Genomic DNA, 17,453 nt, shown 5'->3' with positions numbered 1-17,453 from the left:
ATGGTATTGAGCGGAATAAATCAAGAAATAGCAGTAATAGAGAATGACAATCAGGTGGTTTGTTACTTGACCCCGTTGCATGATAAAGATGATCTTGCTATTCATCGATTAAGTCTAAAAAATAGTCAAGAGTTCATTCCAAAGCCGATTACCTTAGGTTGGAAATTTCCTGCAAAAAATGTTCAGGGAGTATGGAAGCCTACGGCAGACTTTTCGAAGAGAATAGAAGCGGATTGGGAACTACAAAACCATGAATCTAGAATCTCCATTGATGCACCGGTGATATCCCTTTTTGGAAGTGCAGATGAGAATAGGCTTTGTTTTTCATGTTCAAATGCTGTAAATAGAATTGAACTTTCTGCGAAGTATAGAGAGGAGGATGATCATTTCTATTGTAAAATTATACTATTCACGGAATGTCGATATCCTTTAAAGGAATTTACGGTCGATATTCGAATTGATTACCGTGATATTCATTTTGCCCAGTCCCTTAGGGAAGTATCAACTTGGTGGGAATCCTATGATTCTTTAAAACCTGCATATGTGCCTGATATTGCAAAAAAACCACTGTATTCAACATGGTACCAGTTTCATCAAGATTTAGATGAAAATCAATTAATATCGGAATGTTCCATTGCTAAAAAAATGGGTTTTGAAGCCATAATAATAGATGATGGCTGGCAGACTAAGGATAATAATAGGGGGTACGATTTTACTGGTGATTGGCAACCTGAACGGTTTCCGAATTTTAAGGAATTGGTCAAGTCAATTCAAGATATCGGAATGAAAGTCGGTATTTGGTATTCGGTTCCTTTTTGTGGGGTGAAATCAAAGGCTTATCAAAAATTCAAGGGAAAATTTTTAACTGAAAACCATAGATGGGCACCTGTTTTTGATCCTAGATACCCAGAAGTGCGCCAATATTTGGTGGAGACTTATGTCGAAGCGGTAAAAAATTACGGATTGGATGGTTTAAAACTTGATTTCATTGATGATTTCAAGAGTTACCCAGAAACCAGTTTTGAATGGGATGGGAAGGATATACTTTCAATTAACGGCGCCGTTGACCGATTGCTTTCTGAAGTATCCAGTGAATTAAAGAAAATCAATCCTGAAATATTCATAGAATTTCGTCAAAAGTACACAGGGCCTGCCATAAGAAAGTATGGCAATATGCTCAGGGCGTTTGATTGTCCTGGAGATTACATTATGAACAGAGTTCGTATCGCTGACATAAAGATGCTTGCTGGTAATACTGCTGTGCATTCAGATATGGTTACTTGGCACAAAGATGAATCTGTAGAAATAGCTGCACTGCATTACATGAATACATTGTTCGGTGTTCCGCAGGTTTCTGTAATGCTGGATGAGATTCCAGAATCGCATGTTCGAATGATTGGTTTTTTTACGAAATACTGGGAGGAAAACAAGAACATTCTACTTTCTCAGAATTTTTACCCAAAAGCCCCATCTGAGAACTATCCTGCGCTGTATGCCGAGCAGGGTGGAAAGAAGATCATAGGACTTTATTCTGATCATATCATATCCATTTCAGGAGAGGAAAGGAGCATTGATATTATTAATTCCAGATTGAAAGAACATGTGGTAATTCTTTCTGAAGTTACTAAGGAATTTACAGGTGTTGCTTATAATTGTTGCGGTGAATTAGTTGAAGAATTCAATAGCACACTCAAAAAAGGTTGTAATTTACTTGCTTTACCAAAAAGTGGAATTCTTCAAATAAAAATGTAAACCAACAACTTATGGAACCAATATCAATAATCTCTTTTTTAGGCTTTACCATACTTGTAGGCCTTATCGCATGGTATGGAACACGTTCAACAAATGAAAAATCAGCTGATGGATTTTTTCTCGGAGGGCGCAGTTTGGGTGCAGTTACTATCGCCGGTTCTTTGTTATTGACCAATCTTTCAGCAGAGCAGATTGTTGGACTTAATGGCCAGGCATTTACAGAAGGGATATTGGTAATGGCTTGGGAGACATTGGCAGCTGTAGCTATGATTATTACTGCTATTGTGCTTTTGCCAAAGTACATGAGGTCTGGCATTACAACCATTCCTCAGTTTATTGAGCAACGATTTGATAAACAGACAAAGGTCATTTTATCTATTCTATTCTTGTTTGCCTATGGTTTGGTACTGTTGCCCACTATTCTTTACTCTGGATCATTGGCGTTCAGCTCTATGTTCGATTTGCCAAACGTCCTGGGGCTTAGCCAAAATGCAACTATTTGGCTTTGTGTATGGAGTATTGGAATTATAGGTTCGGTTTATGCCATATTTGGAGGCCTTAAAGCAGTCGCAGTTTCAGATTTGATAAATGCAATCGGTCTATTAATAGGCGGAATCTTGATACCTTACTTTGGATTAAAGTTGGTTGGAGATGGGAGTATTGGTGAGGGGATTAATACCTTATGGAACGAGCATCCAGAAAAGTTTAACCTACAAGGTGAAGTAGATTCATCCATTCCTTTTGGAACCATATTCACGGGGATGATACTGGCTCAGATGTACTATTGGGGTACAAACCAATCGATTTTGCAACGTGTATTTGGAGCAAGGAATTTGAAGGAAGGTCAAAAAGGAGTCATCCTTGCTGGCTTGGTGAAATTCTTGATTCCAGTAGTAGTTGTGCTACCAGGAGTGATCGCTTGGCACGTATTTGATGGTAATTTACCAAAAGCAGATTTGGCTTATCCTGAATTGGTTCGAAAAGTATTGCCAGCCTCTTTAATCGGGTTTTTTGCAGCAGTATTATTTGGGGCAGTGTTAAGTTCTTTTAATAGTCTTTTAAACAGTAGTGCTACTTTGTTCGGTTTTGACCTGTACAAACAACTTTTTAATAAAGATGCATCTGAAGAACAAACAGTAAAAGCGGGAAAACGTTTCGGAATTGGGTTGGCACTTGTTTCGTTGTGTATAGCTCCTTTTATTGCTTCCGCACCAGATGGTCTATTTGCTTACATACAAGAATCATTGGGTAGTTTGAGCGTACCAATTTTGGCAGTGGTGCTAGTGGGTATTTATACAAAAAAAGTTCCAGCCTTAGGTGCTAAAATAGTATTGACCGCTGGTGTGGTCATGTACCTGATAAGCCAATTTGTAATAAGCCCAATTGCTGTAGATGCTGCCTTAGCCGAAGCTGCGGCAAATGGAATTACGGATGCTAAGGAGCTTTCCATTATAAAAGCAGAGGCGTATCCCCACTTTTTACATATCATGGGTATATTATTTGTAATCAATGTGGGTATCATGCTATTGGTTTCCAAAATCAAACCAAAGACTACGCCTTATGAACCGGTAATTACAGATGAAATCGATATCACCCCTTGGAAACATGCCTTACTGGCCGGTATCATAATCACTGCCATCGTTCTAAGCACCTATTTTATCTTCTAACTTTAAAAATATTAATGCCAATGAAACCCAAATTCTTGCTGAACATCCTATCAGTCAAACGGTTGAATTTTAGAAGTTGGCAATTATGCTAAAGGTTTCTTCACCAGGTAGGATAAACCTGATTGGCGAACATGTTGATTACAATGATGGCTTTGTACTGCCAGCTGCAATTGACAAACGCATTTACATGACATTTAAAGAAAATGGTCATGAAAACAGATGTACGGTAAAGAGCAAGGGTTTTGATAGTACCCTCGTTATTGATTTGGAAAACCTTGAGAAGGGTACCGAAGGCTGGCATGATTATGTTTTGGGTGTCATCAATGAAATACAAAAAATAGGTTGTAGCCTTAAAGGATTTGATTGCCAAATGGAGAGTAAGGTTCCTATTGGTTCAGGGGTCAGTTCCTCGGCGGCATTGGAATGTGGTTTGGCATTTGGTTTAAATGAATTATTTGACCTTGGTTTAGAAAAGTGGCAATTGATAAAAATTGGTCAACTAGCGGAACACAACTTTGTCGGAACCAAATGCGGTATTATGGACCAGTTTGCCTCTGTAATGGGCAAAAAGGAACATTCCATGTTGTTGGATTGCCAATCGTTGGAATTCGAGTACATACCTACCCAAATTGATCCTTATGTAATTCTATTGCTGAACACCAATGTCACCCATAATTTGGCAACCAGCGGTTATAACGATAGAAGGGAAGAAAGTGAAACCGGTCTCGCACTAATTTGTGACCAATTTGGTGTTGAAAAATCGTTTCGAAACATTGATAAGCATATGGTGGATGCTTGTAGGGAGCAATTGGGTGAAATCCGGTATAAGAGGTGTCGTTATGTTTTAGAAGAGAATGAACGCGTTCTTGAGGCGGCGAAGGCTTTAAAGGCTAACGATTTAAATAAATTGGGGGCGTTATTGTATGCTTCCCATCAAGGGCAAAGTAAAGATTACGAAGTCAGTTGTCCTGAACTCGATTTTTTAGTGGAGTTATCTAAAAATGAGCCTTCAATTTTAGGAGCGCGAATGATGGGTGGCGGTTTTGGCGGATGCACACTAAACCTTATTCATAAAGATGTTGTAAATGAATTTGTTAACCATGCTTCAGTGGCTTACAAAGAGGAGTTTGGTATTCCACTTTCGCATTTTCAAACGGTACCAAGCCGAGGAACCCATATAACCACGGATTTTCAATGAGCCTAGATTTGAACGAATATCCGCATAGACGATACAATATCTTGACTGGAGAATGGGTATTGGTGTCACCACACAGAACTAAGAGGCCATGGCAGGGAAAACAAGAAGAGGTTCAAAACGAAAAGAAGCCTTCATACGACCCTTCTTGCTATTTGTGTCCCGGTAATACAAGGTCAAATGGGCAGGTCAATCCGAACTATACTTCTACGTTCACCTTTATCAATGACTTTTCAGCACTCTTAGCGGATACACCATCTGATAAATTTGAAGATGGATTGTTTCGTGCCAAAGGGGAAAGCGGAATTTGCAAAGTAGTTTGTTTCTCACCAGATCATTCCCTTACACTGCCATTGATGGAGGTTGCCGCTATTGAAGAAGTAATACAACTCTGGCGTAATGAATACAAAAGTTTAGGTAGCATTGATGGGATCAATTACGTTCAAATATTTGAAAATAAAGGAGAACTAATGGGATGTAGTAACCCACATCCACACGGACAGATATGGTCGCAAAGTTCCATTCCAGAAGAGGTGCTGAAAAAGAGTAAAAAACAAGAGGAATATTGGCAGGAGTACCAACGAAGTATATTGGGAGACTATTTAATTCAAGAAGTTCAGAAAAAGGAACGCTTACTCTTTGAGGACTCAAATTTTGTTGCACTTGTACCGTTTTGGGCAGTTTGGCCCTACGAGGTGATGATAGCTCCCAAACGGCATTTGCAACATATCGGACAACTCAATGCAAATGAGATAAAAAGTTTTGCTAAAGCAATCAAAAAGGTGACCACTAAGTTTGATAATTTATTTGAAACATCTTTTCCGTATTCCATGGGTATCCACCAAGCTCCAACAGACGGAAGGGAACACGAGGCATGGCATTTTCATATGTCATTTTATCCGCCATTACTGCGGTCTGCAACCGTGAAAAAATTTATGGTAGGTTATGAGTTATTTGCCAATCCACAACGGGATATTACCGCAGAACAAGCTGCCAAGACACTTCAGGAGCTACCAGATACACATTATCTAAATAGCATTGATAACTAAATTTTTGAAATCTATTTGACTCAGTTTTTAAAGAACTCTTCAGGATTCGCTTTGCACATCCTTTGCGCTCCTTCCTGAAAATGAAGTCCTGCACTGCTTTGGCAATGCGGTTTTGTAATATTATTCCGTTTACAAAAACCTTTGGCTTTGATACTTCCTAAAATAACAAAACCCTGCATTTTCATACAGGGTTTACGCTTTAAGTGACCTCGGCAGGATTCAAACCTGCAACCTTCTGAGCCGTAATCAGATGCGCTATTCAGTTGCGCCACGAGGCCGTTTAAATAGGGGTGCAAATATATTTCTTTTTAAATTTACCACAAAACCCAAAGAACTTATTCCATGGATTTTAGCACCTACGTTCGCGATGTTGAAGATTTTCCTGAAAAAGGCATTGTTTTTAAAGACATAACTCCTTTGTTAATGAATGCTTCAGCTCTTGAAGCAGCTGCAGATGCTCTATTTCGATTGGTTAAAGACCAAGCCATAGATAAGGTGGTTGGTGTGGACAGTCGTGGTTTTATTTTTGCACCCATGTTGGCCAATAAGCTGGGTGCCGGTTTTGTTCCTGTTCGCAAAGTTGGTAAACTTCCGCACAAAACGGTTTCAGAGTCTTATGATTTGGAATACGGTACCGATACCCTTGAAATCCATATAGATGCTATTAAAAACGGGGAGAAGGTACTGGTGCACGACGATGTTTTGGCCACAGGAGGTACTGCCCAGGCAGTTTGTAAACTAGTCAAGCAGTTGGGTGGTGAAATCGTTCAATGTAATTTTTTGATACACCTGGGATTTTTAGAAGGGGCCGCTAAACTCAAAGACTATCCTGTCGCAGCGCTTCTAAAATATTAACCCAACGCTTTTTTGGTAACAAAGGCGCGATAACCTATAAGTGCCAATTGCCATTTTTTCGCTTTGGCCAGGTCCAGTCTTCTTTTGGTCATTGATGGCAACACGATTTTGTTCAGTTTGGCCAAGGTTCTATAAATTGATTTTTCCATTGGTTATGCTAGGTCTTTTTCAAAGTTTAAAGGTAGCATAATCTTCGTGTTACCGTTTACTCTTTTCTCAAAGCAGTTCCCTCATTCTAAAGCTACCTTCACTAAATCTAGGTTTGGAGCTCCAAATGTCTTCGATAGTTTCATCCCAAATTAAAAAACAGTAATCATGAAAAAAAAGCTCAAAATTCTACTATTACCGGTAATGGGTCTGGCAATTACAATATTATATTTTGCACTAACTGCTTCAAAACCTAATAGAACAATAATACCTGAAAAGGGATGTGTTTTTATGACCGTTATGGGAGATCAATCTTCAAAAGGCTTTGACCAATTTAAATCACGCGAGAACTTGCAACTTGCGGTTCGTGATGGGCTTGATTGGTTATCCAAGGCTCAATTGCCAAATGGGGGTTATGGTGCGGGAAGTCATACCGCACAACATATAAAAGACCCACATGCTGTCAATGACGACCCAGCTACTTCTGCTATGGTCGGTATGGCAATGTTAAGAAATGGTACCACTATACAAGGGCAGACCAATTCAAAGAATTTAAGGGCTTTGGTGGATTACCTTTTGGAAACAATTGAAAATGTAAATCCAGATTCACCCTACATTACTGAAATAAGGAATACCCAGATACAGACAAAATTGGGTGAGAATATTGATGCAGTGTTAGCCGCACAATTCCTATCAAATCTTATTGAACGCGATTTTAATGAATTGGATAAAAAAAGACTTGAAAAATGCCTTGACATTTGCATTTCTAAAATTCAGCAGGGCACGAATGCCGATGGAACTCAAAAAGGTGCAGGTTGGGCCGGGGTATTGCAAAGTGGAATGGCGAACAGTGCCTTGGAGTCAGCCCAAGCAGTTGGAGCTAAAATCGACAAGGATGTTTTGAGTCGGTCTAGGGAATATCAAAAAGATAATTACAATAAAGATGGTACCGTACGGGCCGATGATGGTGCGGGTATTGTGCTATATGCTGTTAGTGGTAGTGTTAGGGCAAGTGCGAAAGAGGCACGTAAAGTAAAAGCCGATATAGAAAAGGCAAAAGCTGAAGGTAAATTGGCCACTGATGCTGAAATCACTGCAGAAAATTTAGAAGCAATAGGTTATGTAAAAGGGGAGGCCCAGAAATATCAAGCGGCTTATAATGTATATAATGCTGCCAAAACAACTGCGCAGCAAGAAGATGTGTTGAATGGGTTTGGCAACAATGGGGGCGAAGAATTCTTGAGTTACCTACAAACCGGCGAATCGATGTTGGTCAATAATGATGAGGATTGGAAAAAATGGTATGACGATATGAGCGGACGAATCCTAAAAATTCAAAATATAGATGGGAGCTGGAACGGTCATCATTGCATCACAAGCCCAGTTTTTTGCACGGCTACCAGCTTACTTCTATTGACAATTGAAAACGATATTGAGTTTTTGCAGAAAATTGGCGAAGAATAGAATCAAACCAAGTTCAAAAAATAAAAACCCTGACAGTAATGTCAGGGTGTATTCCAAACTAAATGTTCCCCCGATATTAGTTTGGTTGATTATCGTTTACCCTAAAGGTGGGGTTTTGATTGATGAATAATTGGGTATTTACAAGCAGTTGATTAGGCTGCCCTTATTTCTTGGATTAAAAGAAAATTACCATTAAGCTTAGTAACAAAGTCAGTAAGAATTTTACAATGGTGATCATTTTGATTGCTATTTAGTTGTTATGAATTATTTCGTTTTTGATTGAGCGTAAACTCCTGTTTTGATGATTGAGTTTTCAATATATTATGAGGAATGTCATGTTTCCAAGAAATTTGAAGGAAATCAGTGAAATTAAATATGAATATGTAAGTTTTTAAATACTTTTACCTTCAATATTTATGTGACTTCCTTGATATAAGTTTCTATATGTAATGTTTAATTGACGATTAATATCAAAACTGTAGTAATTGTAGGGGGTTTTTCGAGCTTTTTTTCAAAACCAAGGGGCGTTTCGTTTAAAAAAAGGCCCTTTTTGGTCTTTTCGTTTCGATGGGCCATAAAAAAACCGACCTAAAGGTAGGCCGGCTTTCTCCGTTTTTGGATTGATGATTAGATGACTAATTCTAATTTTTTGTAGTTATTTCTATAACGCCGTTTTTGGCTTTTTTGCCGTATTTCTTTTTAGCGGCTTCTCCTTTTAAGACATTGATGCTTTCAATACTATCAGGAGCGATTTTTTTAACATCCTTCTTTTTGGCCTCTTTACCGTCTATTACATAAAAAGGGTCCTTTTCACCATCAGTATCTATAAAAAAGAAGCTGTCATCTTCACTTATGACCTCCATATCACTTTCTTCGTCTGAATCTTTAATAATGAAAACATTGGAATCACCGTCACTTGTATTACTGCGTTCAACCTTGATACGTTTGTATTTGGTCTTGCCTTTGCCATTCTTATCTAAGTGTATTTCTACACTATCATCATCTATATCATCCACATCCACTTCTTCACCATCGATGATTATTTTATGTACACCGTCCTCTTGCTTGATGATTATTTCTTGATTGTCGTCATCTGCACTTATCCATGTAGCATTAGCACTGGTCTTTATTTTCTTCATATTCGATTTGTAATCCCCTTTGGTCATTATCGAGGCAGAATTATTCTTAGGGTCTATTTTAATGATGACCGGTGAAATACCATTCTCATTGTCAGAAGAACTGTGTGAGTTACTAAATTTTCGACCGTTGTCACCACCGCCTGATACATTAATTGCAATATCGATTATCTCACGATTCTCATTGCGTACGGTGGTGTAACTGAAATCAATATTATCCTTCGCCAAATCGCTCTTCATTTTTTCGAGCTCTTCGTTGGTGGTGTTTTTGTTAATCATTAGCTCGATGCTTTTAACTGATTTGGCGGCCGCGGGTTTATTTACGGCTTTGACAGCATTGACCTCTTCAGTGACTTTGAACGGAACAAAGCTGGCCGGATTGACAGGTTTTCCTGATTCCAAGATTTCAAAATGTAGGTGCGGACCTTTAGATTTTCCGGTATTACCGACATATCCGATTGTAGTACCTGTTGCAATTTTATCACCTTTGTCAACGGAACGGTTCTCCAAGTGCATGTATTTGGTGCTATACCCGTCAGCATGCTCTATAACTATATAATTTCCCCTTTCAGAATCAATTGAAGAAGTACTTACGATGCCGCTTGCGCTCGCCATTACTGGTTTGCCCAAAGAAGCAACGAGGTCAATGCCATTGTGAAATTGCATTTGTTTGGTGAAGGGGTTTCGTGTAGGACCAAAATCGGAACTGACTTTTTTGATATCCGTTTGTCGCAGTGGGCTTACAAAATCTGGTGGGAGGTCTTCTAGAACTGTTTTTGGCACCTTACTTTCATTGAATTTTACAACCTCGTTGGTATTAAAGCTTAATAGAAAAACTACAAGAAAGGGCAGCACCAGTACTAATTTTAGTGAATTGATTTGTTTTGATTGTTTTTGATGTAACATGGTAATTCGTTTTTTGGTTAATGAATTAAAAAAGGCACTGGCGATTCTTAGATTGCCATGGCCAACAGCTTGTTTGAGCATTACATATTGATATTGCTTTTTATCGCTGATTCCTTTCAAAGCGAGTGCGTCTGCTTGAAATTCAAGATTTTGCTTGATATAGTGGTTGTAAAGCCAAACCAGTGGATTGAACCAAAGAAGAATACAAACGATTTGCATTAGCAGCACATCGATACTATGGTGCTGTCTTGCATGTGCCTTTTCATGTGTAAGAATGGCTTCTAGTTCTGTTTCTTCAAATTGAGTAGGACAGTAAAATATGTTTTTAAAGAAGGAAAAAGGAGAAAGTTGTTTTTCGGAATGCACATGCTTAATATCATCTTCCTTAAAAACAATACTCTTTTTCTTTATTTGTTTTATTGACCATAATTGAACCAAGAGCCGAATGGAGAAAAAGGCAATACCTATAAAATATACCGAAGTAATGAGGCCGAACCAATTGAAACCTTCTTCAACAAGTGGTGCTGCTGATTCAACAACATTATACGCTCCATAGTCAATAGGTTGGCGTTCTACCCAAACCACTTTTGTGAATTTGAGAAAAGGGAGCAGCAAAGAGATGATTATACCACCTAAGAGATAGATTCTATTTGAATTGAAAAAAGTCTCTTTTCTGAGGAATACCAAATAGCAGCCCAAGAACAGAACGGTCAGTGCCGTTGATTTTAAAACGTGAACAAACAAGGCTTCCATTAGTCTTTCTTTTCGATTAGTTTGATGATTTCCTTTAGATCACTGACTGAAATTTTCTCCTCCTTGGCGAAATGCGATACCAAACCTTTGTAAGAATTATCGAAATAGTCGGCCAAAGCAGAATTCACAAAACGTTTGCGGTAGTTCTCCTTACTTACTATCGGAAAGTAGCGATGGGTATTGCCAAAAGCCTCATGATCCACAAAACCTTTTTCCTGTAAGTTCCTCACAATGGTTGATAACGTGTTGTAATGTGGCTTTTCGCCTTCAATTTCTTCAAGAATCTCTTTGACAAATGCCTTTTGCAAACGCCAAAGAATCTTCATGATTTCTTCTTCTTTGTTGGTCAATTTTTGCATAATTCCAATTGTATGTGCCAAACATAAGACGAAAAAAATAGTTGAACAACTATTTTTATAGTTTATTAACTATTTATTTAGTTTTTAATACCAAACAGTCCTCCTAAAACTTAGATTATATTTGCTCCATACTAAACACAAAATGCTCGATGTTGTTTTTATCATAGTTGGTTTGGCCCTATTGATTTTAGGAGGCAATTGGCTATTAAAGTCTGCGGTGGCCCTTTCATTGCGATTGAACATTCCGAAGATTGTTATTGGAATGACCGTGGTTTCCTTTGCTACTTCGGCTCCCGAACTTATTGTAAGTGTAAAAGCAGCATTAGATGGCCTCCCTGATTTGGCCTTGGGTAATGTCGTCGGCTCGAACATTGCAAATCTTGGTTTGGTTTTGGCAGTAACGGTACTACTGGGCAGTATCAACGTTAGAAAAAGCTTTTACACTACGGATTGGCCGGTAATGATGGCGGCTTCCTTGCTCTTTATGGGCTTTATTTATTTTGATGGCGTTCTGACCAGATATGAGGGTATCATCATGGTTGTTATGTTGTTTCTCTTTTTGGTATACCTGCTTCGATTTCAAAAACAAGCCGTTGAAGATGAATTGCCAGAAGACGATGTACTCTTGCCGTTGTACAGAACCGTATTGTTTTTGGGCTTAGGTGGAACTGCACTTTGGGGCGGATCGGAATTGTTAATTGAAGGTGCGAAAAATTTAGCCGCTTCGTTGGGGGTTAGTGATCGTGTTATTGGTATTACCGTGGTTTCTGTGGGCACTAGTATTCCTGAACTTGCAGCCTCGATTATTGCCATTCTTAAAAAAGAAAAGGCTATCTCAGTCGGTAATTTAATTGGGTCCAATATTTTCAATCTTCTCGCTGTATTGGGCATTACCTCGATAATCACTCCAATTTCAGTTGTTGACCCAGGATTGTTGACCAATGATATATGGTGGATGCTAGGTATATCATTCTTGATTTTGCCCTTGGTTTTTATACCTAAAGGCCTGCGTCTAGGCTGGCGAGATGGACTTATTTTACTAACTTGTTATATCACTTTTGTCTACCTGACCGTAACTTAAAACGATATGATATCTCGCAAAAAAGCAGGGCTACTTTTTTTCTTGATATTCCTTTCCAACAGCCTCCTCGCTCAAAATCTAAATGACTTTATTACCGGTGTGCTCCTTGATTCAAAATCTGGTGAACCGGTTGTTTTTGCAACCATACGCGTCAAGAACAAGGCTATTGGTGTAATATCAAATAATGATGGGGGATTTAAAGTTCCGGTCCATTTTCAATTAGAGGGTGAGGCCCTTGAAATCTCATGTATGGGATATCAGACCAAAACACTCGTTTTTGCCGAGTTGAAGGAAAAAATAATTAATAGAATATATCTCGAACCTTCGGCCTTTGAGCTTTCCGAGGCGGTGGTCACGGCATCTAAACGAAAAAGACTAACGGCGAAGCAAATTCTAAAAAGGGCCATTCAACAAATACCACAAAACTATCAAAAGGAACCTTTTGAGCTTGTGGGCTACTACCGTGACTACCAACTCAAGAATAAGAAGTACCTGAATTTAAATGAAGCTTTGATTCGGGTAAGTGACCAAGGCTTTGAGACTAAAGATTACCAAACCTTGCAGTTTGGTCTATATGATTATATGCGGAATCTTGAATTTGAGCGCGATTCTTTTGCTGCAAAACCCTACGATTATTCAAACAGGGACAAGATAATTCCAGATGCGACTTTACAGGGTAACTATGTAGGTAATGAATTGGTTTTGCTTTTTATACACGATGCCATTCGCAACCACAATATAGATGCCTATTCCTTTGTATATAAATTCATTGAAGACTTCATAAAAGAACACCGTTTTAAAAGACTCGAGAATACCACCTTTGGAGACGAATTGGTATATAAGATTCGAATCTCAAAAAGTGTGATGCCCTACGAGGTCAACGGTATTATCTATGTGGATGTTGATGATTATTCCATCAGAAAACTGGATTATTCGGTTTGGAGGCTTAGTCCGCCACAGAATCCTTCTTCAGAAGGGGTCTTACTGCCAAGGACGTTGCTCTATGAGATTTTGGTGGAATATCAAGATGTTGGGGATAAGATGTATTTAAATTACATATCATTCCACAACCAATTTCAGTTGGTACGCCCTCCTAAGTTTGCCATAATTGGGGCTGAGTTGGATTCTGTAGAGAAACAACTAAAAGTCAGGTTGAACAAGCCCATTGCCAATTGGTATGATTTGGAAATAAAAGATTTTGATGTCGTGCACAACGGAAGAAAAATGCAAATGAAAAGTGCGTTAAGAAATGGTGACTCTGCATTTATCCTTACGTTCGCCTTGCAAAACAAGAACCTTCAAAAGCAATTTGATGACTTATTGACCGATTTGACCGAAAATCCCAGACCAAGTTTTGTGGTTCAGGTCAAAAATATGACCGATGCCGAAGGTAACCGATTGGGTGAACGCAAGTCAGAACTATTGGAGCAATTCCGGGAGTTTTTTGCCCAAAAGGTAGAAACTATTTCAGGTTCACAGCCTAACAGCGCATGGGTAGACAAAAGCAAATCATTGAACCATTTCAATCAGCCAGTTCTACCAAAAGATGTATCACTTGAGGGGCTTTGGATGAATACCCCGCTCAAATCGGTAGAATAAAAAAACCCGGTATTAAGATTAACTCAATACCGGGCTTGCCTTAAAGTTTATTTAAAAGACTATACGTCTGCAGACTTTACAGTTTTAATGATTCTAGCTGCAACCTTATATGGGTCAGCATTAGAAGCTGGTCTTCTGTCTTCCAACCAACCTTTCCAACCACTTTCTACAGTTGCAATTGGAATACGGATAGAAGCACCACGGTCAGAAACACCATAGCTAAAATCGTTGATTGAAGCAGTCTCATGAAGACCGGTCAAACGTTGATCGTTGAATTCACCGTAAACGGCAATGTGATCTTTCGCCACTGGGCGGAAGGCTTCACAAATCTTCTCGTAGGTTTCTTTGTTACCAGCAGTTCTCAAAACGGAGTTTGAGAAGTTAGCGTGCATACCAGAACCATTCCAGTCACCTTTAATAGGTTTTGGGTGGTACTCAATGTAGAAACCATATTCTTCAGTCAATCTGTCTAACATGTAACGGGCAACCCAAATTTGGTCTCCTGCAGATTTAGCTCCTTTAGCGAAAATCTGGAATTCCCACTGACCAGAAGCAACCTCTTGGTTGATTCCCTCAAAGTTCAATCCAGCTTCCAAGCACATATCAGCATGGCGCTCAACCAAATCCCTTCCGTGTGTGTTTTTACCACCTACGGAACAGTAGTACATTCCTTGAGGACCAGGGTAACCACCCATTGGGAAACCTAAAGGCAATTGAGTCTCAGTATCCATGATAAAGTACTCCTGCTCGAAACCGAACCAGAAATCGTCGTTTTCATCATCAATAGTAGCACGTGAGTTAGAAACGTGAGGAGTTCCATCAGAATTCAAAACCTCAGACATTACCAAAAACCCATTGTGTCTTGCTGGGTCAGGGTAGATAGCTACTGGCTTTAACAAACAGTCAGAAGAACCACCTTCGGCCTGTTGTGTTGAGCTTCCATCAAAAGACCACATTGGGCAGTCTTCCAATTTACCACTGAAATCTTTTTCGATTTTGGTTTTACTTCTCATGTTGGCAGTTGGCGAATAACCGTCCAACCAGATGTACTCTAATTTTGCCTTGTTCATAATGTTGATTATTAACTTTTAAAAATTTCAATTGAACGAAGTCACAAAAGTATATGATCAATGATAAATAGCAACTTTTTAATGGGTGAACTACCAAAAAATCCTTTAATTTTAATAGCACCCCTTTTTAAGAGGGGGTAGATTACGAAAAATTGGATTTTTTTAGCCCAATATTACCAATTTGTTAATTTTGTCGACCAATAAATTCCACTAAAATGCCTACCATGCGATTCGATGCATTAAATGAAAGTAGTAATAGGTCAACCATTGCTATCGGAGAGATTGAAAAAAGGTCAACTTTGTTTGCTAAAAACGTCTTCAATCGTGACAAGATGTTGCAGTTTTTATCAAGGGATGCCTTTGAAAAAGTAGAAGCTGCAATTTTTTCAGGAAAGAAAATCGATAGAAAAATCGCTGATCAGGTGGCAGAGGGCATTAAAGCTTGGGCCTTATCGCTTGGCGCGACCCATTATACCCACTGGTTTCAACCGTTGACGGGTTCCACTGCGGAAAAACACGACGCCTTTTTCGACTTATTGGATGACGGTCGACCTATGGAACGTTTTGACGGTCAACAATTGGTGCAGCAAGAGCCCGATGCTTCAAGTTTTCCGAGTGGCGGAATTCGTAACACCTTTGAAGCTCGCGGTTATACTGCCTGGGACCCTACATCCCCTGCATTCGTTTATAAAACCACACTTTGTATTCCAACAATATTTGTAGCCTATACAGGTGAAGCTTTGGACAATAAGGCACCCTTATTGCGCGCACTGCATGCAGTTGATGAGGCCGCTACTGCAGTAGCTCAGTATTTTGATAAGAACGTGCGAAAGGTGAATGCTACCCTTGGTTGGGAACAGGAGTATTTTTTGGTGGATAAAGCCTTGGCCCAGTCAAGACCAGATATATTGATGACAGGTAGAACCTTGGTGGGGCGCTCTCCGGCAAAGGGCCAACAGCTTGATGACCATTATTTTGGGGTTATCCATTCTAGAGTGCTGGCCTTTATGAATGAATTGGAGCAACAGTGCATGGTTTTGGGTATTCCTGTAAAAACCAGGCACAACGAAGTTGCCCCGAACCAATTCGAGGTGGCCCCGGTATTTGAAGAAGCCAATCTGGCTGTGGACCATAACCTATTATTGATGGACGTTATGGATGAGATTGCTGACAAACACGGTTTTAAGGTGCTCTTCCATGAAAAACCATTTGCTGGAATCAACGGTTCAGGTAAGCATAACAATTGGTCATTGGCTACGGATACGGGTACGAATTTGTTGAGCCCGGGTAAGACGCCAATGAAGAACCTACAGTTTTTGACCTTCTTTGTCAACACGATAAAGGCAGTTGATACCTATGAAGAATTGGTGCGTTCGTCTATTGCTTCGGCAAGCAACGATCATCGTTTGGGAGGGCAAGAAGCACCACCCGCTATCATATCCGTATTTATTGGTCAGCAATTGGGTGATGTGTTGGATGAGCTCGAAGGCGTTTCCAAAGGAAAATTGTCTCCTCAGGAAAAAACAGAACTTAAATTGAATGTGGTCGGAAAGATACCTGAGATTTTATTGGACAATACCGATAGAAACCGAACTTCACCCTTCGCTTTTACCGGGAATAAATTTGAAATCAGAGGGGTAGGAGCCAAGATGAGCTGCTCTAAACCGATGACTGTGTTGAATACCATCGTCGCCAAACAATTGGTCGATTTCAAAAAGGAGGTTGATGTACTTATTGACAAAAAGAACCTCAAGAAAGACGAGGCCGTTTTCAACGTACTCCGCGAGTATATTAAAAATTCGAAACGCATACGCTTTGATGGCGATGGCTATAGCTTTGAATGGCAAGAAGAGGCCAGAAGGCGAAAACTGAGCAATAATAAGAACACCCCTGAAGCACTTCAGGTGTTGACCTCAAAAGAGAGTATCGACCTGTTTAAAGCGACCGAGGTCATGAGTGAGGTAGAACTCTCTGCCCACCAAGAAGTAGAGCTGGACAACTATGTTTTCAACATTCAAATTGAAGGCCGAATTTTAGGGGAACTCGTGTACAATTACATCTTGCCCGCAGCGCTGACCTATCAGAATGTGTTGTTGCAAAACATTCGAGGCATGAAGGAAGTTTACGGTGCCGCCCATAAAAACTTTACCGAACCACAGCATAACATTTTGGAGCAGATTGCGGAACACACCTCAGAAATGAAAAAACTGACCGATGCCATGCTCGATGCCAAAAACCGTGCTGATAATATGGCCACAGTGGCCAAAAAGGCAAAGGCCTATTGCGATACCATTCGACCGTATTTTGATGAGATTCGAACCCATGCTGATGAACTTGAAAAATTGATTTCTGACGAACATTGGCCCTTGACCAAATACCGAGAGCTACTATTTATCAAATAATAGTTTTTTGTCATTCCT

General features: G+C 39.6%; 13 protein-coding genes and 1 tRNA gene. 9 read left to right on the top strand and 5 right to left on the bottom strand.

Annotated features, from left to right (window positions below; genetic code table 11):
• From HCU67_RS13940 to HCU67_RS13925, 4 genes are all read left to right on the top strand, one after another.
• Positions 1 to 1,752, top strand: a complete 1,752-nt coding sequence (locus tag HCU67_RS13940; protein ID WP_168553204.1) for a glycoside hydrolase family 36 protein — start codon at positions 1 to 3, stop codon at positions 1,750 to 1,752.
• A gap of 11 nt (positions 1,753 to 1,763) precedes the next feature.
• A complete protein-coding gene (locus HCU67_RS13935; RefSeq protein ID WP_210423717.1) occupies positions 1,764 to 3,419 on the top strand; it encodes a solute:sodium symporter family transporter in 1,656 nt (551 codons plus the stop codon).
• Positions 3,420 to 3,504: 85 nt separating this feature from the next.
• Positions 3,505 to 4,617 carry a galactokinase gene (gene galK / locus HCU67_RS13930; protein WP_168553203.1) on the top strand — a complete coding sequence of 371 codons (1,113 nt, stop codon included), beginning with the start codon at positions 3,505 to 3,507 and terminating at the stop codon, positions 4,615 to 4,617.
• Positions 4,614 to 5,663: a UDP-glucose--hexose-1-phosphate uridylyltransferase gene (locus HCU67_RS13925; RefSeq protein ID WP_168553202.1), complete on the top strand. Its 1,050-nt coding sequence runs from the start codon at positions 4,614 to 4,616 to the stop codon at positions 5,661 to 5,663. Before galK ends, HCU67_RS13925 begins: the two co-directional genes overlap by 4 nt.
• A gap of 204 nt (positions 5,664 to 5,867) precedes the next feature.
• Here HCU67_RS13925 and HCU67_RS13920 read toward each other — a convergent pair.
• A tRNA-Arg gene (locus HCU67_RS13920) sits at positions 5,868 to 5,941 on the bottom strand.
• 64 nt (positions 5,942 to 6,005) lie between these two features.
• Here HCU67_RS13920 and HCU67_RS13915 point away from each other — a divergent pair.
• Positions 6,006 to 6,518 (top strand): adenine phosphoribosyltransferase, encoded by a 513-nt coding sequence (locus HCU67_RS13915; protein ID WP_168553201.1) that lies wholly within the window; start codon positions 6,006 to 6,008, stop codon positions 6,516 to 6,518.
• On the opposite strand, the gene HCU67_RS13910 is transcribed toward HCU67_RS13915, so the two are convergent.
• The gene (locus HCU67_RS13910) at positions 6,515 to 6,655 is read right to left on the bottom strand and encodes an SsrA-binding protein (protein WP_168553536.1); all 141 of its coding nucleotides are present in this window, start codon (positions 6,653 to 6,655) and stop codon (positions 6,515 to 6,517) included. The two genes, HCU67_RS13915 and HCU67_RS13910, sit on opposite strands and share 4 nt — an antisense overlap.
• Positions 6,656 to 6,833: 178 nt before the next feature.
• On the opposite strand from HCU67_RS13910, the gene HCU67_RS13905 reads away from it, so the two are divergent.
• On the top strand, positions 6,834 to 8,129 hold the full coding sequence (locus tag HCU67_RS13905; protein ID WP_168553200.1) for a prenyltransferase/squalene oxidase repeat-containing protein: 1,296 nt from the start codon (positions 6,834 to 6,836) through the stop codon (positions 8,127 to 8,129).
• 641 nt (positions 8,130 to 8,770) lie between these two features.
• Here the strand turns inward: HCU67_RS13905 and HCU67_RS13900 are convergent.
• Both HCU67_RS13900 and HCU67_RS13895 read right to left on the bottom strand, forming a co-directional pair.
• On the bottom strand, positions 8,771 to 10,924 hold the full coding sequence (locus HCU67_RS13900; RefSeq protein WP_168553199.1) for a M23/M56 family metallopeptidase: 2,154 nt from the start codon (positions 10,922 to 10,924) through the stop codon (positions 8,771 to 8,773).
• The gene (locus HCU67_RS13895; protein WP_168553198.1) at positions 10,924 to 11,283 is read right to left on the bottom strand and encodes a BlaI/MecI/CopY family transcriptional regulator; all 360 of its coding nucleotides are present in this window, start codon (positions 11,281 to 11,283) and stop codon (positions 10,924 to 10,926) included. Before HCU67_RS13895 ends, HCU67_RS13900 begins: the two co-directional genes overlap by 1 nt.
• 142 nt (positions 11,284 to 11,425) lie before the next feature.
• On the opposite strand from HCU67_RS13895, the gene HCU67_RS13890 reads away from it, so the two are divergent.
• Both HCU67_RS13890 and HCU67_RS13885 read left to right on the top strand, forming a co-directional pair.
• Positions 11,426 to 12,364, top strand: coding sequence for a calcium/sodium antiporter (locus HCU67_RS13890; RefSeq protein WP_168553197.1), 939 nt, complete (start codon positions 11,426 to 11,428; stop codon positions 12,362 to 12,364).
• Positions 12,365 to 12,370: 6 nt separating this feature from the next.
• Positions 12,371 to 13,963 carry a carboxypeptidase-like regulatory domain-containing protein gene (locus tag HCU67_RS13885; protein ID WP_168553196.1) on the top strand — a complete coding sequence of 531 codons (1,593 nt, stop codon included), beginning with the start codon at positions 12,371 to 12,373 and terminating at the stop codon, positions 13,961 to 13,963.
• A 59-nt stretch (positions 13,964 to 14,022) separates the two neighbouring features.
• Here HCU67_RS13885 and HCU67_RS13880 read toward each other — a convergent pair whose 3' ends face one another.
• Positions 14,023 to 15,033, bottom strand: coding sequence for a glutamine synthetase beta-grasp domain-containing protein (locus HCU67_RS13880; protein ID WP_168553195.1), 1,011 nt, complete (start codon positions 15,031 to 15,033; stop codon positions 14,023 to 14,025).
• Positions 15,034 to 15,248: 215 nt separating this feature from the next.
• Between HCU67_RS13880 and HCU67_RS13875 the strand changes: the two genes are divergently transcribed.
• A complete protein-coding gene (locus HCU67_RS13875; protein WP_168553194.1) occupies positions 15,249 to 17,435 on the top strand; it encodes a glutamine synthetase III family protein in 2,187 nt (728 codons plus the stop codon).
• Positions 17,436 to 17,453: the final 18 nt, after the last annotated feature.

The organism is Croceivirga thetidis, from assembly GCF_012272815.1.
GTDB classification, from domain to species: Bacteria; Bacteroidota; Bacteroidia; order Flavobacteriales; family Flavobacteriaceae; genus Croceivirga; species Croceivirga thetidis.
This window is presented reverse-complemented; position numbering and strand designations above follow the sequence as displayed.